The sequence below is a fragment of the Streptococcus suis genome (genome assembly GCF_046032515.1).
In the GTDB taxonomy this organism is placed as follows: domain Bacteria; phylum Bacillota; class Bacilli; order Lactobacillales; family Streptococcaceae; genus Streptococcus; species Streptococcus suis_AL.
Map to the genome: position 1 here is coordinate 1 of NZ_JARQPJ010000021.1, position 26,631 is coordinate 26,631.

Below are 26,631 nucleotides of genomic sequence, written 5' to 3' on the forward strand. Positions count from 1 at the left end.
ATGAAGAAACGTGGCATGTATTGGACCGTTTTGGGAGCAGAGACAATGAGTCGTATTATAGTCCTCAACCACGAGGAACAACTCAGAGATTTATTTTTCGGCTCCTGGCGTGAAGAGTATGAAAAGATCGCTGAACTAGAATCTATTACAGCTGCGACAATCAAGCAAAAACTTAACCAGGTTGAACGAGAGTATACTCTCCATCACCTATACAATAGAGAAGGAAAGAAAAATCTCTGACAAGTAGATAAAAAGATATATAACAAGATATATATAAATAACCTTTCCAGCGAAAGGCTTTTTGTGTTGCGTACAAATTCAGATTGGCACTTGCACAGTGTGCCTAAGTGTGCTATAATCTAACTAACTTAATCGAATAAAAAAAGTGGCACGCCTCCTACAGCGTACCACTTACCGAGTAAGAACCTCTACTTCTTACTCAGTCTCTAATATATGATACAGGATAAAGGTATCACTGTCAAGGGCTGAGCAAGAAATTGTTCAGTTTTTTCTTTGCATCTCGGTAATTAGTTCTCCTCAAAAAATGCAGTACAGGGCATTCTAAAAAATTCTACCGCATACATCCTAGTGTCAAACCTTGAAAATTGCCTAATTTTCTGCTACAATATATTATTGACTAAAATTGAAATAGGATGAATGATATGGTAACAAATGTACTTCGTTCTCTCATTGAAAATGATAAGGGAGAGCTAAGAAAACTTGAGAAAATGGCAGACAAGGTCTTCTCGTATGCCGATGAAATGGAAGCGCTGACTGATGAACAGTTGCAAGCTAAGACAGCAGAATTTAAGGAGCGATACAATAACGGTGAATCCCTCGACGATCTTTTGTACGAAGCTTATGCGGTAGTCCGCGAAGGAGCTCGTCGCGTATTGGGCCTCTATCCCTACAAGGTTCAGGTTATGGGAGGAATCGTTCTTCACAACGGTGACGTTCCAGAAATGCGTACAGGTGAAGGTAAAACTCTGACTGCAACGATGCCTGTTTATTTGAATGCCTTGTCTGGTCAAGGTGTTCACGTAGTGACGGTTAACGAGTATCTTTCTACTCGTGATGCGACTGAAATGGGTGAATTGTACTCATGGCTTGGTCTATCAGTTGGTATCAACTTAGCTGCTAAATCACCCTTGGAAAAACGTGAGGCCTATAACTGCGATATTACTTATTCGACCAACTCAGAGATTGGTTTTGACTACCTCCGAGACAATATGGTTGTTCGCGCAGAAGACATGGTTCAACGTCCTCTCAATTATGCCTTGGTCGATGAAGTTGACTCAATCTTGATTGACGAAGCTCGTACGCCGTTGATTGTATCTGGTGCACAAGGTTCTGAAACAAACCAGTTGTATTTCTTGGCAGATAATCTTGTTAAATCTTTGACAACAGAAGATTACATCATTGACATTCCATCTAAAACGATTGGTCTGTCTGATTCAGGTATTGACAAAGCAGAGAAGTTCTTCAAGTTAGATAACCTCTACGATATTGAAAATGTAGCCATTACCCATTTCTTGGATAATGCACTTCGTGCCAACTACATTATGACCTATGATATTGACTATCTGGTCAATGAAGACCAAGAGGTCATGATTATCGACCCATTTACAGGTCGTACGATGGAAGGTCGTCGTTATTCTGATGGACTTCACCAAGCCATCGAAGCTAAGGAAGGTGTACCGGTTCAAAACGAGTCTAAGACAAGTGCCTCTATTACCTACCAAAACCTTTTCCGTATGTATAAAAAATTATCAGGGATGACGGGTACTGGTAAAACAGAAGAGGAAGAATTCCGTGAAATCTACAACATCCGTGTTGTACCAATCCCAACTAACCGCCCAATCGCGCGTGTTGACCACGAAGATTTACTCTATCCAAGTCTAGAATACAAATTCAATGCCGTTATTGCTGATGTGAAGAGACGCTATGAGAAAGGGCAACCTGTCTTGGTCGGTACAGTTGCGGTTGAAACTTCTGATTTGATTTCTCAAAAATTGGTAGCTGCAGGTGTCCCTCACGAAGTATTGAATGCTAAAAACCACTATCGTGAAGCGCAGATTATTATGAATGCTGGTCAGCGTGGTGCGGTCACTATTGCGACCAACATGGCGGGACGCGGTACCGATATTAAGTTAGGTCCAGGTGTACGTGAACTTGGTGGGCTATGTGTTATTGGTACTGAGCGCCATGAAAGTCGTCGTATTGATAACCAGCTTCGTGGACGTTCAGGTCGTCAAGGTGACCCAGGTGAATCACAATTCTATCTATCTCTCGAAGATGACTTGATGAAACGCTTTGGTTCAGAACGCATCAAAGTATTTATGGAGCGTATGAATCTAACAGAAGAAGAGTCCGTTATCAAGTCTAAAATGTTGACACGTCAAGTTGAATCTGCTCAGAAGCGTGTGGAAGGGAACAATTACGATTCACGTAAACAAGTCCTTCAATATGACGATGTGATGCGTGAGCAACGTGAAATCATCTATCGCCAACGCCAGGATGTTATTACTGCTAACCGTGATTTGGCTCCTGAAATCAAAGCGATGATGAAACGGACGATTGAACGCCAAGTTGCTGGTCACTTCCTTGGTTCGAAAGATGAAGCTATTGATGGAATTATCAAATTTGCGCATGCAAATCTCGTTGACGATGATACCTTGAGTAAAGCTACTTTTGAAGCAATGAATCAGAAAGAGATTGTCGAAGAGCTCTATGAACGTGCTTTGAGAGTCTATGATTCGCAAGTGAAAAAATTACGCGATGAAGAACGTGTACGCGAATTCCAGAAAGTTCTTATCCTTCGTGTTGTGGATAACAAATGGACAGACCATATTGATGCCTTGGATCAATTGCGCAATGCAGTCAGTCTTCGTGGATACGCTCAAAACAATCCAATCGTTGAATATCAATCAGAAGCATTTACTATGTTCAACGATATGATTGGGGCTATCGAGTTTGAAGTAACCCGCTTGATGATGAAGGCGCAAATTCATGACAATATTGAGCGTGAGCGCACAAGTCAAGAAGCACATACGACAGCTGTTAAGAATATTATGCCGAACCAATCGCATGCAATTCAGGAGAATGTATCTTTTGAAGGTGTTGATCGTAACGATCCATGCCCATGCCAATCTGGCAAGAAATTTAAAAATTGTCACGGCCGTAAATAGGAATGACGCGTGGACTGGACGGCTGTCCAGTCCTTTTGCAATTTTTAGACAAGTCACTAGAGTCAGTTCGTTTATTTTAATAAATGAAATGACTATGCAAAAGGAGACCGATTAATGATAGTAGGACATGGCATTGACCTTCAGGAGATGGAGGCGATTGAAAGTGCCAGAATCAAACACCAAGGGTTTCCCAAAAAGATTCTCACAGAGAAAGAATTTGAACGGTATCAAAGTCTGTCCGGCCGCCGTCAGTTAGAATATTTAGCTGGACGTTGGTCAGCCAAAGAAGCGCTGACCAAGGCCTTGGGGACAGGTATTGGTAAGATAGGATTTCATGATATTGAAATTCTGAATACCAGCAAAGGAGTTCCCTATGTGACGAAGAGTCCCTTTGATGGGAATATTTGGCTCAGCATTAGCCATTCAGGAAATTTTGTACAAGCTAGTGTGATTTTGGAGGAGAAAGATGATTGAAAGTGAACATCGACCCACGCAAATTCGGGTTAACTTAGATGCGATTGCGGAAAATTTCGAGCAAGTAATGACCAACTTGCCCTCTAAGACCGAAGCATTTGCTGTTGTTAAGGCGAATGCTTATGGTCATGGAGCTGTTGCGGTAGCGAAAAAGTTATCCAGTCAAGCAGCTGGTTTTTGTGTTTCGAATTTGGATGAAGCATTAGAGCTACGTAAAGCAGGTATCGAGCACCCTATCTTGATTTTAGGAGTGGTTCCTGTACGTTTTTTACCAGTAGCTCATCAACTCAATATCAGTGTGACAGTTGCCAGTCTGGACTGGTTGCAAGATGCAAAAGACTTGGAGGCTGATTTATCTGGTCTAACTGTCCATCTTAAGCTAGATACTGGTATGGGGCGGATTGGTTTTAGAAAAATAGCCGATTTGCTACAAGCGATTGCTATCCTTGAAGAATTAGAGTATGACATTGAAGGAGTCTATACTCATTTTGCTACTGCGGATGAGGTTAATCAGGCGCACTTCGAGAGTCAACTGTCTGTTTTTAAAGAATTTTTGGATGTTCTACCAATTACTCCGCGCTGGATTCATGCCAGCAATTCAGCAACAAGCATTTGGCATACTGATACAGTATTTAACCTAGTTCGTTTGGGAAACATTCTTTATGGACTTAATCCAAGTGGACGAGTACTAGAACTCCCGTTTGAGGTTCAACCAGCCTTATCTCTCGTATCTGAAATTGTTCATGTAAAGCAGGTTGAAGCTGGCACAACAATTGGCTACGGAGCTACTTATCACAGCACTGACTCAGAATGGATTGCGACCGTTCCGATAGGATATGCAGATGGTCTCGTACGAAGCTTACAAGGCTTATCAGTCTTAGTCGATGGGCAGGCCTGTGAAATTGTAGGGCGTATTTCGATGGACCAGATCACCATTCGTTTACCTCATGCTTATCCACTTGGTCAAAAAGTCACCCTAATCGGTCAAGATGGCGATAAAATGATCTCTGTTCAGGAGTGGGCTGATCGTATCGGAACCATAAATTACGAGGTGGTTTGTCTTTTGACAGATCGCCTACCTCGAATTTTTGAGTAAACGTGACGATAATCCGCCTCTTTCACTAGAATAGAAGGCTAAAATATTAGAGAAGCGTTACCTAGATATTGTCTATAATACAAATGTCGTCATTTAGTTGACTTTTATTACTTCGACGTAAGAGGAAACTCCGTTTCCTTATTTCCAACTTCAAACACTCCACTGGATTGTTTGAACTCGCCTTGCCTGATTTTGTAAAAGTGACTTGCTTTGCAAGCAATCTGGGGGATACGAATAGTCCAGTGGACTATTCGTATATGAGCTTGAAAACAAAAAAGCGAAGTACATCAGCTGGTCATCTAGAAATAAGAAAGCATTGAGTTATGCCTGTGGCTTTTGATGAGGCTGGTCAAAAAGTCCAGGACCACTACTCAGAGTTCGTGTCAACATCTCAGCGCAGTGGTTGATTGGCTTTAACAGTCCAGTGGACTGTTAAAGGTTGGAGATAGGATTTGCGAAGCAAATCTCAGCAATTCGTGTTTTGCACTCCAAATCTGGCCTCTACGACTGATGCGAACAGAGTTCGCCTTATCTCCAACCTCAAACTGTCTCCCAGACAGTTTGAGCTGTGCGGGGGTGGGAGTGAAACAGTCTGGGGATAGACTGTTTCAGCTCAACAACTAGAAATAAAGACTTGTTGACGGACTCTTTTTATCTTGGTCGAGTTCTTTCCCACTCCCTTTGTCCCCAGTCTCCAACTATCTCCCAGATAGTTGGAACGAGTACTAAAAGTAAACTAAAAGACTATAATGAGGCTGGTCAAAAAGTCTAATACTCTTCGAAAATCAAAATTATCCGTTGTCAACTTGCCTTGATGAACTCCAGTTCTATCTTGGACTTCGTTTCCTAGGCTACTTTTGATTTTCATTGAGTATAAAAAATAGCTTAGAATTGCATCGTCAGAAACGTTGATTCTAAGCTATTTTTGTTTATTCAAATTTTAATTGGTACTCAATGAAAATTAAAATCAGACTAGCTCCAATGGAGCTTGACACTCATCAAATCAAGTCAACAACATCTGTTTTGATTTTCGAAGAGTATGAAGAGGGAACTGACCGACCTCGTTGTGATTATTGCTCGTTAAAAAAAGCTTCATAGAGTGCGTGCAGGGCGCGTTTCTTTTCTTCGGTTTTGACAACGAACATAACAGAAACTTCACTGGCTCCCTGTGAAATCATTGCCAAGTTGACGTTTTGTTTAGAGAGGGCGGTGGTAGCGGTAGCTGTTACACCGACATGGCTCTTCATATTTTCACCAACAATCATGATAATAGATAAACCATGTTCGATTTCGGCCTTGTCAACTTCCATTTTCGTATTGAGTTGACGAAGGATCTCTTCTTCCTTAATAGGAGTCAATTCACGCTCACGGACTACGATGGATAAATCGTCAATCCCGGTTGGCATGTGCTCCCAGCGAATATTGAGATCTTCGAGAATTTGCAATACCTTGCGACCAAAACCAACTTCACGGTTCATCAAGTATTTGGACAAGTTAATGCTGACAAAACCGTCGTCTGCAGCAATACCGACAACAGGAACCGTTTGCTCGGTATGTTTGTGTACAATTCGGGTACCAGGGTGAGTCGGGTTATTGGTGTTTTTGATAACCAATGGAATCCGCCCGCGATAGGCAGGAAGGAGAGCTTCATCGTGGAGGACGGAGAAACCTGCATAAGCTAATTCTCGCATTTCACGATAGGTCAATTCTTTGATTGAATGTGGATTTTTAATGATGCCAGGATGGGCAGCAAAAATACCATCGACATCTGTAAAGTTTTCATAGAGGTCAGCCTTAACCCCGGCAGCAATGATGGAACCTGTAATATCCGATCCACCTCGTGAGAAGGTACAAATCTGGTTATCAACAGTTACACCGAAGAATCCTGGGATAATGAGTACTTCATCTGTATCACGAAGCTCTTCGATTTTGTCATAACTTGAAGGCAAAATGCGAGCATTTCCTGGTTCGGAGCTGACGATAATACCAGCTTTTTTAGGATGGACATAGCGTGCAGGCAATCCTCTGTGGGTAAAATATTCGGCAATCAATTTGGCATTATTATCTTCACCAGCTGCTAAGAATGCGTCGTAAAGGAATTCGTTATCATCAATTGGTAGGCTGGCCAAAGAGATGATGCTGTCTGCGATTTTCTTCATGCTGTTAGCTGTGAAACCAAGTTCGTCAACCATTGCTTGATAACGGTTGATGATCCATTCTTGACTGGCAGTCACATCTTTTCCGTTAACATATTCTTTATAATATTTAATCAACGCATCAGTAACTTTAGTATCCTCGGCATTGCGTTTTCCAGGTGCAGACACAACAACAAAGCGACGTTCTGAATCAGATTGAACAATATTGAAAACTTTTTCTAACTGTCCAGCTGAAGCAAGTGAGCTTCCTCCAAATTTAATAACTTTCATTCTCATCTCCTTGGATATTTTTTTCTATTATAGCAGAATGATATGAAATTGTCAGTATGTTCAGACAAATCTTGCCAAGAATTTTATCGAAAAACGAACAAGAGGTAAGTATGAAAATTTCAGAAAAACATTTTTTCTTTCAACTGTGTTACAATTAAAGTAATAGGAGGCGAGTATGGTAAAAGCAATTATTTTCGACATGGATGGTGTACTTTTTGATACAGAAACATTCTATTTTCAGCGTCGAGCGGATTTTTTAGCGACAAAAGGTTTATCGGTTGATCATTTGGAACCATCTATATTTGTCGGTGGAAGGGCTAGTCAAATTTGGCAACGGATTTTAGGGGATGATTATGATAACTGGGATGTCCCTGCCTTGGAAGAAGAATATCGTGTGTATAAAGAAAAGCGACCAACCCCTTATGCAGAGAGGATTTTTCCTGAAGTTAAAGCGGTATTGGAGAGACTAACTATCCAAGGTATTCCTGTAGTTTTGGCTTCAAATACCGACCGTTCAGAAATCGAACGTGCTTTACTAGATGCTGGTATACGCTCTCACTTTAGTCATGTTTTCTCAGCGATGGATTGTGAGGCCCCAAAACCAGATTCCACAGTTTATATGAAAGCAGCTAGTGCAACAGGAGTAGCTAAATCGGACATTTTAGTATTTGAAGATAGTGCGAAGGGGATTGAAGCGGCTAAAAAAGCAGGTTTGACAGTTTGGGCTATTCGAGACCAGCATTATGGAATTGATCAGTCGAAAGCAGACAAATTGGTAGACAATCTTGAAGAGGCCTTTGACTTACTACGATTTTAAGAAATGTTATATTTTAGTCCAAGTATCAGTTCTCGTGAAAAATGGTATTTCTAGCTCAGAATCCAGTTAGATCTTCCAAAAGTATTAACGTGAAAAAATGAAAGTTGTAAATTGAACTTAGAGCCTATATTTACAGTTCAGACTTGCATATTGAGGTTGTTTTTTTCAAAATACAGTCAGTATTTCCCGCAAAAACTACCTTGATGAGTGAAAAAAGCCAAGGCGCTTTGCGTGTGAATATAGGTTCTTAGACACGTTATTTTCTAGCATATCTAAATTTTATATTTCGATGATAGCCCTCCTCTTTTTCGGACGTCACACTTTCCTTGCTAGAAAAAAAGTGACAATTATAAAAACTGTGTTACAATGGAAAACAAGAATTTGAAGTTTGATATTCAAATCTTTTAATTATCAAACTATTTTGAAAGGAGCAAGGGAATGACCTACCAAACAATTCGTTATGAAGTAATTGATTCCGTAGCGATTCTAACTTTAAACAGACCGGAAGTGGCAAATGGTTTTAATATTCCTATGTGTGAAGAAATCTTAGAAGCAATCCGCCTTGCAGAAGGGGATGCCTCCGTCAAAATTTTACAAATTCAAGCACAGGGTTCCATTTTCTCCGTAGGTGGAGATTTAGTTGAGATGAAGCGTGCAGTTGATGATGATGATATTGCTTCTTTGGTAAAAATAGCAGAGCTGGTGAATGATATTTCGTTTGCGATGAAGAAATTGTCTAAAGTAGTCATTATGGTGACAGATGGGGCAGTGGCTGGAGCCGCGGCTAATATGGCAGTGGCAGCTGATTTTGTTATTGCCTCCAGCAAGACAAAATTCATCCAAGCCTTTGTAGGTGTTGGACTTGCGCCGGATGCGGGGGGGCTCTTTCTACTGAGTCGTGCTATTGGGGCAAATCGTGCTAGTCACTTGGCGATGACTGGAGAGGGCTTATCAGCGGATAAGGCTTTAGAATATGGGATTATTTATAAATTGGCAGAGCCAGAAAAACTAGAAAAGACGGTTGCCCAGCTCATAAAAAAACTCTTGCGAGGCTCAGTAAATTCTTATGCAGCAATCAAACAACTGACATGGGAAAGTCAATTTAAAGACTGGGAGTCTTATCGCCGATTAGAGCTGGATTTGCAAGAAACATTGGCCTATAAAGAGGATTTTAAAGAGGGAGTTCGAGCGCATGCAGAACGACGTAGACCAGTGTTTACGGGAGATTAATTTTTGAATTAGTAAAAAATGTTTGACAATCAAAGTTTTATGGTTTATACTTTGACTATCAAAGTAAAGGAGGCCTGTTTTGGAAGATCCAAAAGTAAATGAATATCTAACGGCCATTTTTAATAATGTGTTGGTGATTGAAGAAACAAGTCTGCGTGGTAGCCGATTCAATGATATTTCGATTAAGGAAATGCACACGATTGATGTGATAGGAAGTATTGATGGTGCTACTCCGAGTGATGTTGCTCGGACTTTGATGGTAACCTTAGGTACTGTTACAACTAGCTTGAATAATTTGGAAAGAAAAGGATATGTTGAGCGTATTCGTTCGACCAAAGATCGGCGAGTTGTTCATCTCTATCTGACCAAAAAAGGTCGACTAGTCTATCGTTTGCATCAACGATTTCACAATGAAATGGTGAAGCAGATTACAGATGGTATGGATGATGCAGAGTATCAGGTAATGAAGAAAGGACTCATGAAACTCTATCACTTCTTGGAGGATTTGAAATGAGAAACCATGCTAAAATCAGTCAGGTGGCCCACTATCTTCCGAAGAAGATTGTGACCAATGATGATTTGGCTCAACGAATGGAGACCAGTGATGAGTGGATTCGTAGCCGTACAGGTATCGGTCAACGGCACATTGTTACTGGAGAGACGACGAGTGATTTGGCTAGTCAAGTGGCTAGAAAATTACTGGAAAAGTCTCAGCTAGATGCTAGTGAAATTGATTTCATCATCGTAGCAACGATTACTCCAGATGCTTCAATGCCATCTACGGCAGCTATGGTTCAAGCGGCAATTGGCGCGAAAAAGGCTTTCGCCTATGATCTCGTTGCAGCTTGTTCAGGATTTGTTTTTGCGCTATCAACAGCAGAAAAATTGCTTGCTTCAGGAGTCTATAAGAGAGGACTTGTCATTGGAGCTGAGACCCTATCTAGGTCTGTCGACTGGTCGGATCGATCAACGGCTGTTTTATTTGGAGATGGTGCTGGAGGAGTTTTGCTGGAAGCGTGTGAACAACCGAGCTTTTTAGCAGAAATCTTGCGAACGGATGGCAGTCGAGGGGCTAGTCTGACAGCAGGGATAGATCAGAAAGAGACGCCATTCTCGACACAAAGCCGTCAGCAACCCTTTATCCAAATGGAGGGCAGAGCTATATTTGAATTTGCTACGAGGGATGTTACGGCAACCATGGCAGAGCTGCTAGAACAAGCTGATATGACTGTGGATTGCGTTGATTATTTCTTGCTCCATCAAGCCAATATACGTATCTTAGATAAGATGGCTCGTAAATTGGGAGTGGCGCGTGAAAAATTTCCAGCAAATATGGATAAATATGGCAATACCAGCGCAGCAAGTCTTCCCATTCTCTTATCAGAATGTGTAGAGAGCGGGATGTTGCGATTGGATGGAAGCCAGATTGTTCTCATGGCTGGTTTCGGTGGAGGCCTCACATGGGGAACTCTACTCTTACAACTTTAGTTAATTCCTTGCCCTAGGCAAGATTAAAATATTTTATTTTCCAAAAGGAGACACATATCATGGCAGTATTTGAAAAAGTACAGGAAATCATCGTTGAAGAATTGGGTAAGGATGCTGAAGAAGTAACCCTTACAACAACATTTGAAGATTTGGACGCAGATTCATTGGATCTTTTCCAAGTTATCTCTGAAATCGAAGATGCCTTCGATATTCAAATCGATACTGAAGAAGGTTTGACAACTGTAGGCGATTTGGTTGCTTATGTTGAAGAAAAAACAAAATAATGATTGTTAAGGAAAGTGCTATTTAGCATTTTTCTTAAGCTAAATACTTTGATAATCAAAACATTGAGATATCAAAGTATTTTTTGAGTGAGGGGGCAACCCTTCACTTGTTTACCTAATGATTTGATATTCAAATGATTAGGTAAGCAAGAAAAAAAGATGAGGGAATTATGAAGACGAAAATAACAGAATTGCTCGATATTAAGTATCCAATTTTTCAAGGTGGTATGGCTTGGGTAGCTGATGGAGATTTGGCTGGTGCCGTATCTAATGCAGGTGGTCTAGGAATCATCGGTGGAGGAAATGCTCCCAAAGAGGTGGTCAAGGCAAATATTGACAAGGTTAAATCTATCACGGACAAGCCTTTCGGTGTCAATATCATGCTTTTGTCTCCTTTTGCGGATGACATTGTTGACTTGGTCATCGAAGAAGGTGTGAAAGTTGTCACTACAGGAGCAGGAAATCCAGGGAAGTATATGGAACGTCTCCATGCTGCAGGGATTACAGTTATTCCTGTTGTACCAAGTGTAGCCCTTGCGAAACGCATGGAAAAATTAGGGGTAGATGCTGTTATTGCTGAAGGTATGGAAGCCGGAGGCCATATTGGTAAATTGACCACCATGACCTTGGTTCGTCAGGTTGTTGAAGCCGTATCTATTCCTGTTATTGCTGCTGGAGGTATTGCAGATGGTGCAGGTGCAGCGGCAGCATTCATGTTGGGTGCAGAAGCGGTGCAAGTTGGAACTCGTTTTGTAGTAGCAAAAGAATCCAACGCCCACCCAGCTTACAAGGAAAAGGTCCTTAAGGCTAAGGATATTGACACGACTGTTTCTGCCTCAGTGGTAGGCCACTCGGTGCGTGCGATTAAGAACAAGCTTTCGACAGCCTATGCAGCTGCAGAAAAAGACTTCTTAGCTGGGAAAATTTCAGCAGAATCCATTGAAGAACTGGGTGCAGGTGCCCTTCGCAATGCCGTTGTGGACGGCGATGTGGTCAATGGTTCAGTTATGGCAGGTCAGATTGCTGGTTTGGTGACTAAAGAAGAAACCTGTGAAGAAATTTTGAAAGACATCTATTATGGAGCAGCCAAAGTGATTAGAGAAGAGGCAAGCCGTTGGGCTTCGGTTGGAGAATAAGATGACAAAAACAGCCTTTCTATTTGCAGGTCAGGGAGCCCAGACACTCGGTATGGCCCGTGACCTCTATGACACCTATCCCATTGTTAAGGAAACTTACGACCAGGCTAGTCAGATTCTGGGTTATGATGTGCGGGACTTGATTGACCATCGGGAAGACGAGCTCAACCAGACCCGCTATACCCAGCCTGCGATTTTGACAACCTCACTTGCCATTTATCGTTTGTTGGCAGAAAAAGGGATAAAACCCGACATGGTGGCTGGTTTGTCCTTGGGAGAATATGCAGCCTTGGTTGCCTCCGATGCCTTGGCCTTTGAAGATGCTATTGCCCTGATTGCTAAGCGTGGTGAGTTTATGGAAACGGCTGCGCCAGCAGGGACTGGTAAGATGGTCGCTGTCCTCAACACAGATGTCAACTTGATTGAAGAAATCTGTTCGACTGTTACCTCTGGGATTGTTTCCCCAGCCAACTACAATACACCAGCCCAAATCGTTATCGGAGGCGAGGTGGCTGCAGTGGATGAGGCGGTGGAAGCCTTAAAGGCGGCGGGTGTCAAACGCATGATTCCCCTCAATGTGTCGGGGCCTTTCCATACGGCTCTCTTGCGTCCAGCGTCGGAGCAATTGGCTCAGGCCTTGGAGCAGGTGGAATTTTCGGACTTCCAAGTAGAGTTGGTCGGTAATACGGAAGCCAAGGTCATGAAAAAAGAGGACATCAAGTCCCTCTTGACCCGTCAAGTGATGGAACCAGTCCGTTTTTATGAGTCAATCGCAACCATGCAGGAAGCTGGTGTGACCAAATTTATCGAAATCGGTCCAGGAAAGGTCTTGGCAGGCTTTATCAAGAAAATTGATAAGACAGCTGAGGTTGTGACAGTAGAAGATGTGGCAAGTCTAACAGACTTGTTGACTAGCCAATAAGGAGAAATCATGGAACTTACCAATAAAAATGTGTTTGTGACGGGTTCAAGTCGTGGAATCGGCTTGGCCATTGCCCATAAGTTTGCTAGCCTTGGTGCCAATGTGGTGCTAAATGGTCGTGGTCAGCTAGGCCAGGACTTGCTGGATAGCTTTGCAGATTACGGTGTGAAAGTCCTAGCTATTTCAGGAGATATTTCAAGCGCGGAAGATGCCAAACGAATGGTGGCAGAAGCTATCGAAACCCTCGGTAGCGTCGATATTTTGGTCAACAATGCAGGGATTACCAAAGACGGCATGGCTCTTCGTATGACAGAAGAGGATTTTGATACGGTTCTGAAGGTAAATCTTACTGGAACTTTTAATATGACGCAGGCTGTTTTGAAACCAATGACAAAGGCTCGTGAGGGTGCTATTATCAACCTTTCCAGTGTGGTCGGTTTGACAGGGAATGCCGGTCAGGCCAACTATGCTGCTTCTAAGGCAGGTGTTATCGGCTTTACAAAATCCATTGCCCGTGAAGTCGCTAGTCGCAATGTTCGTGTCAATGCTATCGCACCAGGCTTTATCCAGTCAGATATGACAGATGTTCTGTCTGATAAAATCAAGGATGCCATGTTGGGGCAAATTCCTATGAAACGCTTTGGCTTGACGGAAGAAGTTGCGGATGTAGCTGTCTTCTTGGCGAAGCAAGAATATCTAACTGGACAAGTGATTGCGGTTGACGGCGGCTTGACCATGCAATAAGAGAGGTTTGAAAATGACAAAATTAAATCGTGTAGTAGTGACAGGCTACGGTCTGACATCGCCAATTGGCAATACGCCAGAGGAATTCTGGGATAGCCTGGTCAATGGTAAGATTGGAATCGGAAAGATTACCAAGTTTGACACTAGTGAATACTCTGTTCATAATGCGGCCGAAATTAAGGATTTTCCTTTTGATAAATATTTTGTAAAAAAAGATACAAATCGCTACGATAACTACTCACTCTATGCTCTTTATGCGGCTCGAGAGGCCGTAGCCAATGCCAATCTCAATACAGAAGCGGTTGACAGTGACCGTTTTGGCGTTATCTTATCAACAGGTATCGGTGGTATTTTGGAAATTGAAGAGCAAGTGGCTCGTATGAACGAAAAGGGACCAAAACGTATTCGTCCCATGGCTCTTCCAAAGGCCTTGCCAAACATGGCTGCTGGAAATATTGCCATGCAGGTCGGTGCCAATGGTGTCTGCAAGTGTGTCATCACAGCCTGTGCTTCATCCAACGATGCCTTGGGAGAAGCCTTCCGTGAAATCAAGTTTGGTTTCCAAGATGTCATGCTGGCAGGTGGCTCAGAAGCAGCTATTACGCCTTTTGCAATCGGTGGCTTCCAAGCCTTGACGGCCATGTCTACAACAGATGATCCAAGTCGAGCTTCCATTCCATTTGACAAGGACCGCAATGGTTTTGTTATGGGAGAAGGGGCTGCTGTCTTGGTCTTGGAAAGCTTGGAACACGCAGAAGCACGTGGGGCAACTATCTTGGCTGAAATTGTTGGTTATGGAAATACCTGCGATGCCCACCACATGACGTCTCCACATCCAGAAGGTCTGGGTGCTATTAAGGCCATGAAGTTGGCTATTTCAGAAGCAGGTTTAGAGCCAGCAGACATTGACTACATCAATGCCCATGGAACTTCGACACCGGCTAATGAAAAAGGGGAAAGTCAAGCTATCGTATCCGTCTTCGGCAAGAACACGCCAGTTTCTTCCACCAAGTCCTTCACAGGTCACTTGTTGGGAGCAGCGGGTGCAGTTGAGGCGGCAGCGGTTATTGAAGCTATGCGTCACTCTTACGCACCAAAGACAGCTGGTACGACGGAATTGTCTGATTACATTGAGGCGGATGTCATCTACGGTCAAGGTCGTGACATGGAAATCCGCCATGCCATTTCAAATACATTTGGCTTTGGAGGTCACAATTCGGTGATTGCCTTCAAGCGTTGGGAGGCCTAAGTGAATATTACAGAAATTAAGGACCTGATGAGTCAGTTTGATCAGTCAAGTTTGCGAGAATTTTCATATAGCAATGCTGGGGAAACCTTGCATTTCAGTAAAAACCAGCAGGCGACAGCGGCTCCGAGTGCAATCGTAGAAGCTCCGCTTGCTCCAGTAGCTCCTGCAAGCCCAGCCCCTGTGCCAGCAGTTGAAATGAGTGAGCCAGCTCCAGTAGAAGCCAGCTCAGCCCCTGCGGCAGAAGGTGCGGTAATGGAAAGTCCCTTGGTCGGGGTGGCTTATTTGTCGCCAGCCCCTGACAAGCCAGCCTTTGTGGCGGTAGGTGACACGGTCAAAAAAGGGCAGACCCTCATGATTATCGAAGCCATGAAGGTCATGAACGAAGTGCCAGCGGATCGTGACGGTGTGGTCACAGAGATTTTGGTGGCCAATCAGGACGTTGTAGAATTTGGACAAGGATTGGTACGCATCAAATGATTGATATTTTGAAAATTAAAGAGGCTCTTCCTCATCGCTACCCTATGCTCCTGGTCGATCGTGTCCTTGAAGTATCGGAAGATGAGATTGTCGCCCTCAAAAATGTGACCATTAACGAGCCCTTCTTCAACGGGCATTTCCCAGACTATCCTGTTATGCCAGGTGTTCTCATCATGGAGGCTTTGGCTCAAACCGCAGGTGTCTTGGAGTTATCAAAGGAAGAAAACAAGGGCAAGCTGGTCTTTTATGCCGGCATGGACAAGGTTAAATTTAAGAAACAAGTTGTACCTGGTGACCAGTTGATCATGACAGCTAAATTTGTCAAACGCCGTGGAACCATTGCGGTCGTTGAGGCAAAGGCAGAGGTGGATGGGAAACTGGCTGCGTCTGGAGTGTTGACTTTTGCTATTGGCAGATAATATTTAAAAGGAGATAGGATTCATCATGTTTGAGAAGATTTTGATTGCCAATCGTGGTGAGATTGCGGTGCGGATCATTCGTGCGGCCAGAGAGTTGGGGATTGCGACCGTGGCTGTCTATTCAGAGGCGGACAAGGAAGCACTCCACACCATGTTGGCAGATGAGGCAATCTGTATCGGACCAGCTCGTTCGACAGATTCCTATCTCAATATGCAGGCGGTTATCTCGGCGGCTGTTGTGACAGGTGCGCAGGCTATTCATCCTGGCTTTGGATTTTTGAGTGAAAACTCTAAATTCGCCACCCTCTGTGAAGAGGTCGGTATCAAATTTATCGGGCCTTCTGGGACGGTCATGGATACCATGGGCGATAAAATCAATGCCCGAGCAGAGATGATTAAGGCTCAAGTGCCTGTTATTCCAGGATCAGACGGTGAAGTCTTAACTAGCCAAGAAGCTCTTGCAATCGCTGAGAAAATTGGGTACCCTGTCATGCTCAAAGCATCGGCAGGAGGTGGCGGTAAGGGGATTCGTAAGGTGGAAAAAGCTGAAGACCTAGTGCCTGCCTTTGAATCAGCTTCCAGTGAGGCCAAGGCAGCCTTTGGAAACGGAGCCATGTATATGGAGCGTGTTGTCTATCCAGCCCGGCATATCGAGGTGCAGATTTTGGCGGACCAACACGGCCATGTCATCCATCTAGGAGAACGGGATTGTTCCCTTCAGCGTAACAATCAAAAGGTTTTGGAAGAAGCTCCATCTATCGCTATTGGTCAGACCATGCGGGACCGTATCGGTCAAGCAGCAGTGCGGGCTGCCCAGTCAGTTGGTTATGAAAATGCGGGGACCATTGAGTTTCTCTTGGATGAAGCCAAGGGCGAATTTTACTTCATGGAAATGAACACACGGGTGCAGGTGGAACATCCAGTTACCGAATTTGTGACCGGTGTGGATATTGTCAAGGAGCAAATCAAGATTGCCGCTGGTCAGGAACTCAGCGTCGGCCAAGAAGATGTGAAGATTACAGGCCATGCCATTGAATGCCGCATCAATGCTGAAAATCCAGCCTTCAACTTCGCCCCAAGTCCAGGTAAGATTTCCAATCTCTACCTGCCAAGCGGTGGCGTTGGTCTGCGTGTGGACTCGGCAGTTTATCCAGGCTACACCATTCCGCCTTATTACGATTCCATGATTGCCAAGGTTATCGTGCATGGGGAAAATCGCTTTGAAGCCCTGATGAAGATGCAGCGCGCCCTCTACGAATTGGAAATTGACGGAGTGGTGACCAATACTGACTTCCAGCTGGATTTAATTTCCGACAAGCGAGTGGTGGCTGGTGATTACGACACCGCCTACCTTATGGAAGAATTTTTACCCCGCTATCAAGCAGAATTATAGTCTTTTAGTTTACTTTTAGTACTAGCTTCAAAGGTTCGGGGAACCTTTGAAGGTTGGAGATGAAACAAACGAAGTTTGTGTCAACAGCTGCAGGCTGTACTGGAGTACGGCAAAGCGAGTTAACGAAGTAATAAAAGAAAAACTAAATGACGATAAAAAAGTAAACTAGGAGAATGCTATGGCTTTGTTTCGCAAAAAGGACAAATATATCCGCATCAATCCCAATCGTTCGCGGATAGAGTCAGCACCTCAAGCAAAGCCAGAGGTGCCAGATGAACTCTTTTCCAAATGCCCAGCTTGTAAGGAAATCCTCTACAAGAAGGACTTGGGACCAGAGAAAACCTGTCAACACTGTTCCTATAATTTTCGGATTACGGCCCAGGAACGCTTGGCTTTGACAGTGGATGAAGGTTCGTTCGAGGAATTGTTTACAGGGATTGAAACAAAAAATCCCTTGGACTTCCCTAATTATTTGGAAAAATTAGCAGCCACCCGTCAAAAGACAGGTTTGGACGAGGCTGTTTTGACAGGAAAGGCGACCATCGGCGGACAACCAGTTGCCCTTGGAATCATGGATTCTCACTTTATCATGGCTTCTATGGGAACGGTGGTCGGTGAGAAAATCACCCGCCTCTTTGAGTTGGCGATTGAAGAGCGTTTGCCAGTTGTCCTCTTTACCGCATCTGGAGGTGCTCGCATGCAGGAAGGCATTATGAGTCTGATGCAGATGGCCAAGATTTCGGCAGCAGTGAAGCGTCATTCCAATGCTGGTCTCTTTTACCTGACGGTCTTGACAGACCCCACAACAGGAGGTGTGACAGCTAGTTTTGCCATGGAAGGCGATATTATCTTGGCTGAACCGCAGACCTTGGTTGGATTTGCAGGCCGACGGGTTATTGAATCAACCGTTCGGGAAAATCTGCCTGATGGTTTCCAGAAGGCTGAATTTTTACAAGAACACGGCTTTGTTGATGCCATTGTCAAACGCCAGGACTTGCCAGCGACCATCAGTCGCTTGCTGAGAATGCATGGAGGTGTCAGATGACCAGTGATGTAGCACGTATGATTCGTTTGGCACGTGACCAGGCCCGCCTGACCACCTTGGACTATGCCACACAATTCTTTGATGACTTTATCGAATTGCACGGTGATCGCAATTTCCGTGATGACGGAGCGGTTGTCGGTGGAATTGGCTTTTTAGCAGGTCAACCTGTGACAGTTATCGGTATCCAAAAAGGGAAGAACCTCCAGGACAACCTCAAACGGAATTTCGGTCAGCCCCACCCAGAAGGTTACCGCAAGGCTCTTCGTCTTATGAAACAGGCGGAGAAGTTCGGCCGTCCCGTTGTCACCTTTATCAATACTGCTGGAGCCTATCCAGGCGTCGGTGCCGAGGAGCGTGGCCAGGGCGAGGCCATTGCCCGCAACCTCATGGAGATGAGCGACCTCAAGGTGCCCATTATCGCCATTATCATCGGCGAGGGAGGATCTGGTGGAGCTCTGGCTCTAGCAGTTGCAGACCAGGTCTGGATGCTGGAAAACTCCATGTATGCCGTCCTCAGCCCTGAAGGCTTCGCCTCTATCCTCTGGAAAGATAGCAGTCGGGCTATGGAAGCGGCAGAACTCATGAAGATTACCTCTTACGAGTTGGAGAAGCTCCAGGTGATCGATCGGGTTGTTTTGGAAAATGGCAGAGCGACTAAGGAAGTCTTGTCTGACATCAAGGAAAACCTAGTCAGCCAGTTTGCTCAGTTACAAGCCTTGCCACTTGATGAGCTGCTCGAAAACCGCTATCAACGATTCAGAAAATACTAGGAAGACCTAGTATTTTTTTGTGATATTTGATATAATAAATAAAATAGTTTTCAGGAGGTTTTCCATGCTAGTAAAAGCAGATTTATCAAACGCAGAAGAATTGCTATCTATTCAGCACCGAGCCTTTGCAGCTCTCTATGAAACCTATCAGGACCAGTACAACCCTGCCATTGAAACCATGGACTATTTCCAATCACGATTTGCACGACCAAATTGCAGCTACTATAAGATTGTGGAAGAAGGGCACACAGTCGGACTAGTACGAACAACGGTCGCTGAAGATGCAGACCAGGGCTGGCTAGGCTTGATTGGTATTGATCCAGACCACAGAGGAAAAGGCTATGGTCACAAGGCTATGTTAGAATTAGAAAGCCTCTATCCGACAGTTAGACGCTGGGTACTCTGTACTGTCTTGCAGGAGCCTAGATTGGTCGCTTTCTACGAAAAACTCGGCTATAAGGCTATCAAAACCGAGCCTGAGCAGGAGGGTATGGATATGGTCTATATGGAGAAGTGGATAGGATAGGAGGTTAGAAATGCTAGAAACATTCAGTCAACGATTGGAATGGATTTGTAGGAAAATCTGGATTTTACTGCAGGCCTTTCTATTGTTGCTTCTTGAACTCATTCCAACTTTCATATTGCAAAAATCCACCTCGCCAGTCGCTCAATGGACTGCCGGCCTATCTTCTATTGGAATAATGTTCTTTATGTGTTGGTTGGCAGAAAGGAAAGGGCTTGCCATTTGGGATAGAAAATTCCTGACCTGGAAGGGACTTGGATTGGTTGCACTGACCGTACTATTTACCAGCCTTTCTACTGTCTTAGGGCATACTATCATGGACCTTCAAGGGATTGAAGATACGGCTAATCAGATTGGTATTGACAAGCTGTTGCGAATGATTCCCTTTGGGTTAGCCTTTGTTAGAATTGCCTGTCAGGCAGCGATTTCAGAGGAGATCATTGTCAGAGGCTATCTATTCAAAAAGCTATTTGAAAAGTACAAGATTCTAGGAATTGTAGTATCTGGATTGATTTTTGCTTTTCTGCATGGACCAACAGATTTGGGTTCATGGATTATTTATGCTAGCCCAGGATTTATCTTGGCTTACTTGTACTATAAAACAGATTATCTGATTTACCCAATAGCAGTTCATTTTATCAATAATGCCTGGTCGGTGCTGGCTTTCTACTATTTTCAATAAGCATAAAGAAAAGACGATTCCGTTTGGAGTCGTCTTTTGCTATTATCAGTACCAGCCTTGTCACGATAGAGATAGGAATGTCAACAAAGTCCTGACAGTGACCGCATAATTAAATCAACATCTTGGTTTTCCAACTCACGAATGATATGAAGATAGGTTTTCTGGGTCGTTGTTATGCTTGCATGACCAAGTCGTCTAGCAACACTTGCGATAGAAACCCCGGCAAATAATAAAATAGATGCATGGGTGTGTCGCAGGGCGTGAATGGTGATGACAGGAAGATTTGCACTTAGACAACGCTTTTCAAGAATGGCATTGATGGTAGAGTTGTAAATCCGCTCTTTCTTCACGAAAAGTAGGTCATCGGGTTGGGCGTGCTGCAATAAGTTGGCGAATTGGGTGCTGGTTTGCCAGTCGAGTTGGATTTTTCGAATTGAAGATTTATTTTTTGTAGGTAAAAATCCGCCGTCTCCTTTATAATTCCATGTTTTATCAATGGTCAATAGCTGTCTGTGAAAATCAAAATCTTGAGTAGTGAGAGCAAGGGCTTCGGAGAATCGAATACCTGTTTTAGCAATTAATAAGATGAGCCAATCCCAATTCAGCTCCTCTCCGAGACGTAATTCTTGTATCAACTGATGAAGTTCAAATTGGTTGAGGTATTTTGTCTTTTTCTTTCGAGGAAGTCTTCCTTTGATAATCACCTTACGTGTCGGGTCTCGTTCAATAATTCCTTCATCTACAGCATCTAAAATAGCTCCTTTCAACTGGTGATGAAAATCCATGGTTGTCTGTCGTTCATGTGTTTTAGCATAGCTGTTAATCAATTCTTGGTAACGAACCCGATTCAAATCTTCCAACAACAGACTAGGAGCTAGCCTGATAAGCCACTGCAATGTCATTCTATATTTCTTGAGAGTGACTTCTCGAATGGCACCTTCCTTGTAAATCCGTAGCCAATTTGCATAATAGTGATGGAAAAGCAGTTTTTCTTTTGATAAGTTCATAGCAGAACCTCCTTTTTTAATTTTTAAAAATTACATAATTTATTGACAGATTTCCGAGAAGATGCTACATTTAGTTTAACGAAAAAAATGTAATTATGAAAAATTTCAAAGAGAGGAAAGTTATGAAACTAGAAGAATTGGCTCTCTTCACGGGAGGGAGTTTACAGGTTCGCTTGGATACTACCAGCTGGGAAGATGCTAGAGACTATATCCTCTATAATCAGCAACATCATCAATTGGATGGTTATGAGGTGATAGAAGAAGTGATAGATAGTCGGACCGTGACGACAGATAGAGAAGTGACCTTGCTTGAGGAGGGAGACTTACTCTTTAGTTTACTATCGGGGAAGGCTGTTTTAGTGAGAGCGGAGCACGCAGGCTTACTCTATACACAGAACTATATCAAAATTGAGCCCATTGCAAAGCTGGATAAGGTCTTCTTGCTGTATCTGATCAATGAATCCTCGGCTATTAGACGGCAGTTTTACCAAAGCTTACAGGGGAGTGAGGTAATGAAATATACAGTCAAGCAACTGAAAAGTTTACAGCTAGGCGCCTTGCCTCCTTTAGATAGTCAGCAAAAATTAGGAAAGATTTATTTAGATGGATTAGCTTTACGGCAGAAGCGGCAAGCTTATGCGCAAGGAGATTTTTTACGACTAACATATTTGTTAAAGGAGGTTTACGCACATGAATGAATTAGCATTTGAAACAGAATTGATTCAATATATTACGACAGGGACTATTACACAGCCGGAGCACCTAGAAGGTCTAGAATGGTCTGTTAGTGATTCTTCGACTCTTTATGCAGTCAAATCTAAACTGTGGACTTATGAGCCGAGTATCAAGACAACGGAGCAATTATGGGAAAATTTTCGTAATATTCTCTGGCAACACAACCAACATCGATTGGACAAACCCTTGAGCGATACCGAGTTTGCTCAGGTCAAGCAGATTATTTCAGATCTGAAGACACCTTATGAGGCTGGTCAGTTTTTATATGGAATTAGCGGTGTTTCCGAATTGGAAATTACGCTTGATGACGGACGGCATACATTTTTGACAGTATTCGACCAACGTAAGATAGGCGGAGGGGACACTGTCTACCAAGTGGTGAACCAAATCCGTAGGGCTCCTAAAATCCCTGGACGACGAGAATGTATATTCGATACAACCTTGTTGATTAATGGCTTACCTATTATTCAGATTGAAGAGAAAAAGGATACGGTAGATGTGGACAAGGCATTGAACCAAATGCATCAATATATCCAGGAACGGCAATATACGGATATTTTTTCTACCTTGCAGATTCTAGTCGCTATCGCCCCTAACAATGTTCGCTATATGGCCAATACCACTGCGGAGAAATTTAATAAGGACTTTGCTTTCCACTGGCAGCGTAAATCTGACGGTAGTAAGGTTCGGAATTGGAAAGAATTTGCGGATTCCATGCTCAGCATTCCGATGGCCCATCAGATGGCGACCAACTACATGATCTTAGATGGGACACCGCAGAAACAAATGCTGAAAGTCATGCGTCCCTATCAAGTTTACGCCACTCAGGCGGTCATTGAGGGGATAAAAAAAGTCGATTTTGAATTAGGCTGTAACAAGGTCGGCTACATTTGGCATACGACAGGCTCAGGGAAGACGATCACTAGTTTTAAAACAGCTTGGCTGGCAAGTCGAATGCCCAAGGTAGATAAGGTTGTCTTTCTAGTGGATCGTATCGCTTTGACCAATCAGACCAAGGATGATTATCTAGCTTATGATCCAGAAGCTGGGGAGAATAGTTTTGGTAGTATTCGAGAAACTCAAAATACCACAGCCTTGGCACGGCAGTTGACTAGTAAGGATAGTGGGATTATCGTTACTTCTGTGCAAAAATTGGATACACTGGTGAAGAGAAAATCCTTCAAATCACCAGATAAGCATATCGTGTTTATCGTTGACGAAGCTCATCGCTCAACTGGTGGAGATAGTTTTGCAGGGATTCAAAAGGCCTTTAAGAAAGCGGCTTGGATTGGCTATACAGGAACTCCCAACTTAGATGATACAGGTGCTAGTCTGCGGACGCAAGATATTTTTGGCCCTCTTCTTCATGCCTACACTATTAAAAATGCCATTAGTGACCGCAATGTACTAGGGTTTAAGGTGGATTTTGAGACAACCATTGATCAGGAAAAACTAAAAACAACTTACTTACCAGATTTTTATCGGCAAAAATACCCGAAGTGGACAAGTGCACAGATTGAAGAAAAGATTGCCAATCTAAGTCCAGATGATATGGATGATGCGGTGACTTCTAGCATCTATGACGAAAATCCAGAGCATGTTCGATTGGTAGTCGAAGATGTCTTCAAACACTGGGCAAATCGCTCTGGCAGTGGCCGTTACAATGCCTTATTCACCACCCACGTAGGTGGAGGCAGGGCCTCCACACCCATGGCGATGATGTATTTCCGAGAGTTTCAACGAATCAATCAACTGCATCGAAAGCAAGGAGGTCTGGTCTTGAAGGTGGGAGTGACCTTTGCATTGAATACTCAAAATAATGATAGCATGGTCGAGTCAAATACTGGTTTGCTTGAAGCTATTACGATCTATAACACAGAATTTGGGACGTCCTTTGGCTTGTCAGATGTTGCCTCTTATACAGAGGACCTGGTTAGTCGCCTTAATAGAACAGCCAAGGACAAGAACTACTTAGATTTGGTGATTGTCGTGGATCAGTTGTTGACAGGTTTCAATGCTCCTGAGCTCAATACTCTTTATGTTGACCGAACCCTAAAAGGAGCCAGTCTTATCCAGGCCTATTCTCGTACCAATCGTGTGGAGGATATGGATAAAAAACCTTTTGGACGGGTGGTCAATTACCGCTGGCCAGCTCATAATGAGAAATTGATGAATCAGGCCTTGGCCATCTATGCAGATGATAGTGCTGCCGATTTATCAGATGCGGAACAAAAAAATAACAATGAAAAAAATGGACTGGTGGCTAAGCCTTTCAAGGATGTATTTGCTGAAGTCAAACAAACGGTCGACCAATTGAGAGAGTTGACGGGTGATTTCAATGATATTCCGAAGTCTGAGAAAAAGCGTGAGGCTATGTTAGAATTGCTCCGTGCTTACAATCAAGGATTGTCTAAGCTGAAACAGTATCAGCCAGAGGAGGTTGATGGGGTGATTGAAGGATTTGATTACAATCAGCCGGACCGCTTTATTGAAAGTTTGGGAATGTCTGTAGAGGAAGAAAAACTTTTGACGACAGTCTTAGCCAACGAATTGAAACGAACCTTGGCGAAAGAACAAAAAGTTAGCATTCACCAAATTGAACTCAAGATGACTCACATCAAGGAAGTGACAATTGACTACGATAAATTGACCGAACTGGTTGAGCTCTTGCTGAATCAGGTTCACGAAGAGAAGATGGTAGAAGCCGCAGCTACCAGGGATGAGTTGGATAGATTTGCAAGCGGTTTGGAAGACCTCAACTATGCTGACCAGATCCGTCAAACAGGGGATGCAATCTATCGAGGTGATTTTCCGACACAAGATATGAACTTTGCTTATCCAGTCAAGGGGATTGATAGTCAGAAGATTATCCAAGAAGCCTCGCATGTTTATATTGACAAGAAGCTCTTTGCTTTCCGAATCCAATGGGGCTTGACGGAACATATCCGCAACCAAGAACTACGAGAGTTGTTGGCGAGACATAGATACGGTCAGAATGACTTGGATGATACCGGACACTTACGTACCTTGATAAAAGAAGCTAGTCGCGATTACCAGACCTGGGCAGAAGATGATGCTGTTAAAGGCTTGAGCAAGATTCAGTACCGTAATCAGTTGAGACAAGCACTATATGATTTGGCCGACGACTTGGTTGGTCAATAGGTTGCGATTTTGTTGGATGGTAGCGTATAATAGAATGGAAATCGTCCGAAAAATTGCAAAAATAACTTTCAAAAATAAAACAAAAAGAGAGTAGAAAAGGAGGGACTATGACAAAAGAAAAATCAACAGTACCACGATTGCGCTTCCCCGGATTCACGGACGCTTGGAAACAGCGTAAGTTGGGGGAGGTTGCGGAAAAAATTAGTCAAAAAAATCTAGATAGACAGTATGTAGAAACTTTTACAAATTCTGCTGAATTCGGTATCATTTCTCAGAGGGATTTCTTTGAAAAAAATATCTCTAGTTTGGATAATATAAGTGGATACTATATTGTGAGTCCTGATGATTTTGTATATAATCCAAGGATTTCAAATTTAGCTCCAGTTGGTCCAATAAAGCGGAATAAATTGGGAAGAGTGGGGGTTATGTCGCCTCTTTATACTATATTTAGATTTTCAGATATACATTTGGATTTTGTAGAGAAGTATTTTGACACAACAATTTGGCATAGATATATGGAGCTGAATGGGGATAGTGGAGCTCGCTCAGATAGATTTGCCATTAAAGATTCAGTTTTCAAAGGTCTACCTATTCCCCTCCCCACCCTCCCCGAACAAGAAGCCATCGGTAGCTTCTTTTCCGACCTAGATCAGCTTATTACTCTTCATCAGCGAAAATTAGATGATGTTAAAGAATTGAAGAAGGCTTTGTTACAGAAAATGTTTCCGAAAGGGAATGGAAACGATTTTCCTGAGCTAAGATTCCCAGAATTTACGGACGCTTGGAAACAGCGTAAGTTTTCTGATTTAGCAGAAGTTCGTAGGGGATTAACATATTCTCCATCAGCTATACGAAGCCACGGTGTGCGTGTGTTACGTTCTTCAAATATTAACGAAGATACATTTGTTTTTGGAGAGGATGATGTTTTCGTCGATAAAAGTGTAGTAAAAATTCCCTTAGTGGAAGAAGGGGATATATTAATAACCTCTGCTAATGGTTCGAGTAGATTAGTGGGCAAACATTCTATTATCAAAGGTTTGCCTAGTAATTCCGCAATACATGGTGGTTTTATGTTATTAGCATCATCTAAAGTACCATGTTTTCTCAATGCATTTATGAGTTCAACTTGGTATCACAAGTTTATTGGTTTGTATGTTGCGGGAGGAAATGGAGCAATCGGAAACTTGAATAAGAGTGACCTAGATGAGCAGATTGTTTTAGTCCCCACCCTCCCTGAACAAGAAGCCATCGGCAACTTCTTCTCCGACCTAGATCAGCTTATTACTCTTCATCAGCGTCAGTTGGATCATCTGAAACTGTTGAAAAAAGCATTGTTACAGCAGATGTTTATATAGAAAGAGGTC

24 protein-coding genes and 1 pseudogene are annotated in these 26,631 nt (G+C 43.2%); 23 read left to right on the plus strand and 2 right to left on the minus strand.

The features are described 5' to 3' along the window. From P7J49_RS09085 to alr, 4 genes and pseudogenes are all read left to right on the plus strand, one after another. Window positions 1-240: pseudogene (locus P7J49_RS09085) on the plus strand (ISLre2 family transposase); the annotation flags it as partial. Between the two features lie 422 nt (window positions 241-662). Beyond that, the gene (gene secA / locus P7J49_RS09090; RefSeq protein ID WP_002942480.1) at window positions 663-3,188 is read left to right on the plus strand and encodes a preprotein translocase subunit SecA; all 2,526 of its coding nucleotides are present in this window, start codon (window positions 663-665) and stop codon (window positions 3,186-3,188) included. A gap of 114 nt (window positions 3,189-3,302) precedes the next feature. Further along, window positions 3,303-3,662 carry a holo-ACP synthase gene (gene acpS / locus P7J49_RS09095; RefSeq protein ID WP_012027718.1) on the plus strand — a complete coding sequence of 120 codons (360 nt, stop codon included), beginning with the start codon at window positions 3,303-3,305 and terminating at the stop codon, window positions 3,660-3,662. Beyond that, window positions 3,655-4,758 (plus strand): alanine racemase, encoded by a 1,104-nt coding sequence (gene alr, locus P7J49_RS09100; RefSeq protein ID WP_408570495.1) that lies wholly within the window; start codon window positions 3,655-3,657, stop codon window positions 4,756-4,758. Before acpS ends, alr begins: the two co-directional genes overlap by 8 nt. A gap of 1,070 nt (window positions 4,759-5,828) precedes the next feature. Here the strand turns inward: alr and P7J49_RS09105 are convergent. Next, window positions 5,829-7,184 carry an aspartate kinase gene (locus P7J49_RS09105; RefSeq protein WP_002942489.1) on the minus strand — a complete coding sequence of 452 codons (1,356 nt, stop codon included), beginning with the start codon at window positions 7,182-7,184 and terminating at the stop codon, window positions 5,829-5,831. A gap of 175 nt (window positions 7,185-7,359) precedes the next feature. Between P7J49_RS09105 and P7J49_RS09110 the strand changes: the two genes are divergently transcribed. The 16 genes from P7J49_RS09110 to P7J49_RS09185 all read left to right on the plus strand — a co-directional run bounded on the left by P7J49_RS09110 (window position 7,360) and on the right by P7J49_RS09185 (window position 20,363). Continuing rightward, window positions 7,360-8,001, plus strand: a complete 642-nt coding sequence (locus tag P7J49_RS09110) for an HAD family hydrolase (protein ID WP_408570496.1) — start codon at window positions 7,360-7,362, stop codon at window positions 7,999-8,001. A 438-nt stretch (window positions 8,002-8,439) separates the two neighbouring features. Then, on the plus strand, window positions 8,440-9,231 hold the full coding sequence (locus tag P7J49_RS09115; RefSeq protein ID WP_408570497.1) for an enoyl-CoA hydratase: 792 nt from the start codon (window positions 8,440-8,442) through the stop codon (window positions 9,229-9,231). A 79-nt stretch (window positions 9,232-9,310) separates the two neighbouring features. Next, the gene (locus P7J49_RS09120) at window positions 9,311-9,745 is read left to right on the plus strand and encodes a MarR family winged helix-turn-helix transcriptional regulator (RefSeq protein ID WP_012775319.1); all 435 of its coding nucleotides are present in this window, start codon (window positions 9,311-9,313) and stop codon (window positions 9,743-9,745) included. Further along, window positions 9,742-10,719, plus strand: coding sequence for a beta-ketoacyl-ACP synthase III (locus P7J49_RS09125; protein ID WP_105149216.1), 978 nt, complete (start codon window positions 9,742-9,744; stop codon window positions 10,717-10,719). The genes P7J49_RS09120 and P7J49_RS09125 overlap by 4 nt, the downstream gene beginning before the upstream one ends. A 59-nt stretch (window positions 10,720-10,778) precedes the next feature. Next, window positions 10,779-11,003, plus strand: coding sequence for an acyl carrier protein (locus P7J49_RS09130; protein ID WP_002938891.1), 225 nt, complete (start codon window positions 10,779-10,781; stop codon window positions 11,001-11,003). Between the two features lie 170 nt (window positions 11,004-11,173). Then, on the plus strand, window positions 11,174-12,139 hold the full coding sequence (gene fabK / locus P7J49_RS09135) for an enoyl-[acyl-carrier-protein] reductase FabK (RefSeq protein WP_408570498.1): 966 nt from the start codon (window positions 11,174-11,176) through the stop codon (window positions 12,137-12,139). Window position 12,140: 1 nt separating this feature from the next. Further along, window positions 12,141-13,061, plus strand: coding sequence for an ACP S-malonyltransferase (fabD, locus tag P7J49_RS09140; RefSeq protein WP_408570499.1), 921 nt, complete (start codon window positions 12,141-12,143; stop codon window positions 13,059-13,061). Between the two features lie 9 nt (window positions 13,062-13,070). Then, entirely contained in the window at window positions 13,071-13,805 is a 735-nt protein-coding gene (gene fabG / locus P7J49_RS09145) for a 3-oxoacyl-[acyl-carrier-protein] reductase (protein ID WP_408570500.1), read from the plus strand. Window positions 13,806-13,818: 13 nt separating this feature from the next. Continuing rightward, the gene (gene fabF, locus P7J49_RS09150) at window positions 13,819-15,054 is read left to right on the plus strand and encodes a beta-ketoacyl-ACP synthase II (RefSeq protein WP_408570501.1); all 1,236 of its coding nucleotides are present in this window, start codon (window positions 13,819-13,821) and stop codon (window positions 15,052-15,054) included. Beyond that, window positions 15,055-15,531, plus strand: coding sequence for an acetyl-CoA carboxylase biotin carboxyl carrier protein (gene accB, locus P7J49_RS09155; RefSeq protein ID WP_408570502.1), 477 nt, complete (start codon window positions 15,055-15,057; stop codon window positions 15,529-15,531). It begins immediately after the preceding gene. Next, window positions 15,528-15,950, plus strand: a complete 423-nt coding sequence (fabZ, locus tag P7J49_RS09160) for a 3-hydroxyacyl-ACP dehydratase FabZ (protein WP_172056019.1) — start codon at window positions 15,528-15,530, stop codon at window positions 15,948-15,950. Before accB ends, fabZ begins: the two co-directional genes overlap by 4 nt. 25 nt (window positions 15,951-15,975) lie before the next feature. Next, on the plus strand, window positions 15,976-17,343 hold the full coding sequence (locus P7J49_RS09165) for an acetyl-CoA carboxylase biotin carboxylase subunit (protein WP_408570503.1): 1,368 nt from the start codon (window positions 15,976-15,978) through the stop codon (window positions 17,341-17,343). 178 nt (window positions 17,344-17,521) lie between these two features. Beyond that, window positions 17,522-18,388 carry an acetyl-CoA carboxylase, carboxyltransferase subunit beta gene (accD, locus tag P7J49_RS09170; RefSeq protein WP_408570504.1) on the plus strand — a complete coding sequence of 289 codons (867 nt, stop codon included), beginning with the start codon at window positions 17,522-17,524 and terminating at the stop codon, window positions 18,386-18,388. Further along, a complete protein-coding gene (locus tag P7J49_RS09175) occupies window positions 18,385-19,158 on the plus strand; it encodes an acetyl-CoA carboxylase carboxyl transferase subunit alpha (protein ID WP_408570505.1) in 774 nt (257 codons plus the stop codon). Before accD ends, P7J49_RS09175 begins: the two co-directional genes overlap by 4 nt. 64 nt (window positions 19,159-19,222) lie before the next feature. Continuing rightward, window positions 19,223-19,684, plus strand: a complete 462-nt coding sequence (locus tag P7J49_RS09180; RefSeq protein ID WP_172038019.1) for a GNAT family N-acetyltransferase — start codon at window positions 19,223-19,225, stop codon at window positions 19,682-19,684. A 10-nt stretch (window positions 19,685-19,694) separates the two neighbouring features. Continuing rightward, window positions 19,695-20,363, plus strand: a complete 669-nt coding sequence (locus tag P7J49_RS09185) for a lysostaphin resistance A-like protein (RefSeq protein WP_408570506.1) — start codon at window positions 19,695-19,697, stop codon at window positions 20,361-20,363. A gap of 80 nt (window positions 20,364-20,443) precedes the next feature. Here P7J49_RS09185 and P7J49_RS09190 read toward each other — a convergent pair whose 3' ends face one another. After that, window positions 20,444-21,370, minus strand: a complete 927-nt coding sequence (locus P7J49_RS09190) for a site-specific integrase (RefSeq protein ID WP_002942550.1) — start codon at window positions 21,368-21,370, stop codon at window positions 20,444-20,446. Window positions 21,371-21,492: 122 nt separating this feature from the next. Here P7J49_RS09190 and P7J49_RS09195 point away from each other — a divergent pair, with 122 nt between their 5' ends. The 3 genes from P7J49_RS09195 to P7J49_RS09205 all read left to right on the plus strand — a co-directional run bounded on the left by P7J49_RS09195 (window position 21,493) and on the right by P7J49_RS09205 (window position 26,622). Further along, window positions 21,493-22,068 carry a restriction endonuclease subunit S gene (locus P7J49_RS09195; protein ID WP_004194700.1) on the plus strand — a complete coding sequence of 192 codons (576 nt, stop codon included), beginning with the start codon at window positions 21,493-21,495 and terminating at the stop codon, window positions 22,066-22,068. Continuing rightward, complete coding sequence (locus P7J49_RS09200) at window positions 22,061-25,267, plus strand: type I restriction endonuclease subunit R (RefSeq protein WP_408570507.1); 3,207 nt, start codon at window positions 22,061-22,063, stop codon at window positions 25,265-25,267. Before P7J49_RS09195 ends, P7J49_RS09200 begins: the two co-directional genes overlap by 8 nt. A gap of 107 nt (window positions 25,268-25,374) precedes the next feature. Next, window positions 25,375-26,622: a restriction endonuclease subunit S gene (locus P7J49_RS09205; RefSeq protein ID WP_408570508.1), complete on the plus strand. Its 1,248-nt coding sequence runs from the start codon at window positions 25,375-25,377 to the stop codon at window positions 26,620-26,622. Window positions 26,623-26,631: the final 9 nt, after the last annotated feature.

Excerpts from the sequence above, each read along its gene's own strand:
- P7J49_RS09110 (WP_408570496.1), top strand. The coding sequence starts at position 7,360 with ATGGTAAAAGCAATTATTTTCGACATGGATGGTGTACTTTTTGATACA.
- secA (WP_002942480.1), top strand. The coding sequence starts at position 663 with ATGGTAACAAATGTACTTCGTTCTCTCATTGAAAATGATAAGGGAGAG.
- fabF (WP_408570501.1), top strand. The coding sequence starts at position 13,819 with ATGACAAAATTAAATCGTGTAGTAGTGACAGGCTACGGTCTGACATCG.
- acpS (WP_012027718.1), top strand. The coding sequence starts at position 3,303 with ATGATAGTAGGACATGGCATTGACCTTCAGGAGATGGAGGCGATTGAA.
- P7J49_RS09180 (WP_172038019.1), top strand. The coding sequence starts at position 19,223 with ATGCTAGTAAAAGCAGATTTATCAAACGCAGAAGAATTGCTATCTATT.
- P7J49_RS09200 (WP_408570507.1), top strand. The coding sequence starts at position 22,061 with ATGAATGAATTAGCATTTGAAACAGAATTGATTCAATATATTACGACA.
- fabK (WP_408570498.1), top strand. The coding sequence starts at position 11,174 with ATGAAGACGAAAATAACAGAATTGCTCGATATTAAGTATCCAATTTTT.
- fabG (WP_408570500.1), top strand. The coding sequence starts at position 13,071 with ATGGAACTTACCAATAAAAATGTGTTTGTGACGGGTTCAAGTCGTGGA.
- fabZ (WP_172056019.1), top strand. The coding sequence starts at position 15,528 with ATGATTGATATTTTGAAAATTAAAGAGGCTCTTCCTCATCGCTACCCT.
- P7J49_RS09165 (WP_408570503.1), top strand. The coding sequence starts at position 15,976 with ATGTTTGAGAAGATTTTGATTGCCAATCGTGGTGAGATTGCGGTGCGG.
- P7J49_RS09175 (WP_408570505.1), top strand. The coding sequence starts at position 18,385 with ATGACCAGTGATGTAGCACGTATGATTCGTTTGGCACGTGACCAGGCC.
- P7J49_RS09185 (WP_408570506.1), top strand. The coding sequence starts at position 19,695 with ATGCTAGAAACATTCAGTCAACGATTGGAATGGATTTGTAGGAAAATC.
- fabD (WP_408570499.1), top strand. The coding sequence starts at position 12,141 with ATGACAAAAACAGCCTTTCTATTTGCAGGTCAGGGAGCCCAGACACTC.
- P7J49_RS09195 (WP_004194700.1), top strand. The coding sequence starts at position 21,493 with ATGAAACTAGAAGAATTGGCTCTCTTCACGGGAGGGAGTTTACAGGTT.
- P7J49_RS09115 (WP_408570497.1), top strand. The coding sequence starts at position 8,440 with ATGACCTACCAAACAATTCGTTATGAAGTAATTGATTCCGTAGCGATT.
- P7J49_RS09130 (WP_002938891.1), top strand. The coding sequence starts at position 10,779 with ATGGCAGTATTTGAAAAAGTACAGGAAATCATCGTTGAAGAATTGGGT.
- accD (WP_408570504.1), top strand. The coding sequence starts at position 17,522 with ATGGCTTTGTTTCGCAAAAAGGACAAATATATCCGCATCAATCCCAAT.
- P7J49_RS09125 (WP_105149216.1), top strand. The coding sequence starts at position 9,742 with ATGAGAAACCATGCTAAAATCAGTCAGGTGGCCCACTATCTTCCGAAG.
- alr (WP_408570495.1), top strand. The coding sequence starts at position 3,655 with ATGATTGAAAGTGAACATCGACCCACGCAAATTCGGGTTAACTTAGAT.
- P7J49_RS09205 (WP_408570508.1), top strand. The coding sequence starts at position 25,375 with ATGACAAAAGAAAAATCAACAGTACCACGATTGCGCTTCCCCGGATTC.
- P7J49_RS09190 (WP_002942550.1), bottom strand. The coding sequence starts at position 21,370 with ATGAACTTATCAAAAGAAAAACTGCTTTTCCATCACTATTATGCAAAT.
- P7J49_RS09105 (WP_002942489.1), bottom strand. The coding sequence starts at position 7,184 with ATGAAAGTTATTAAATTTGGAGGAAGCTCACTTGCTTCAGCTGGACAG.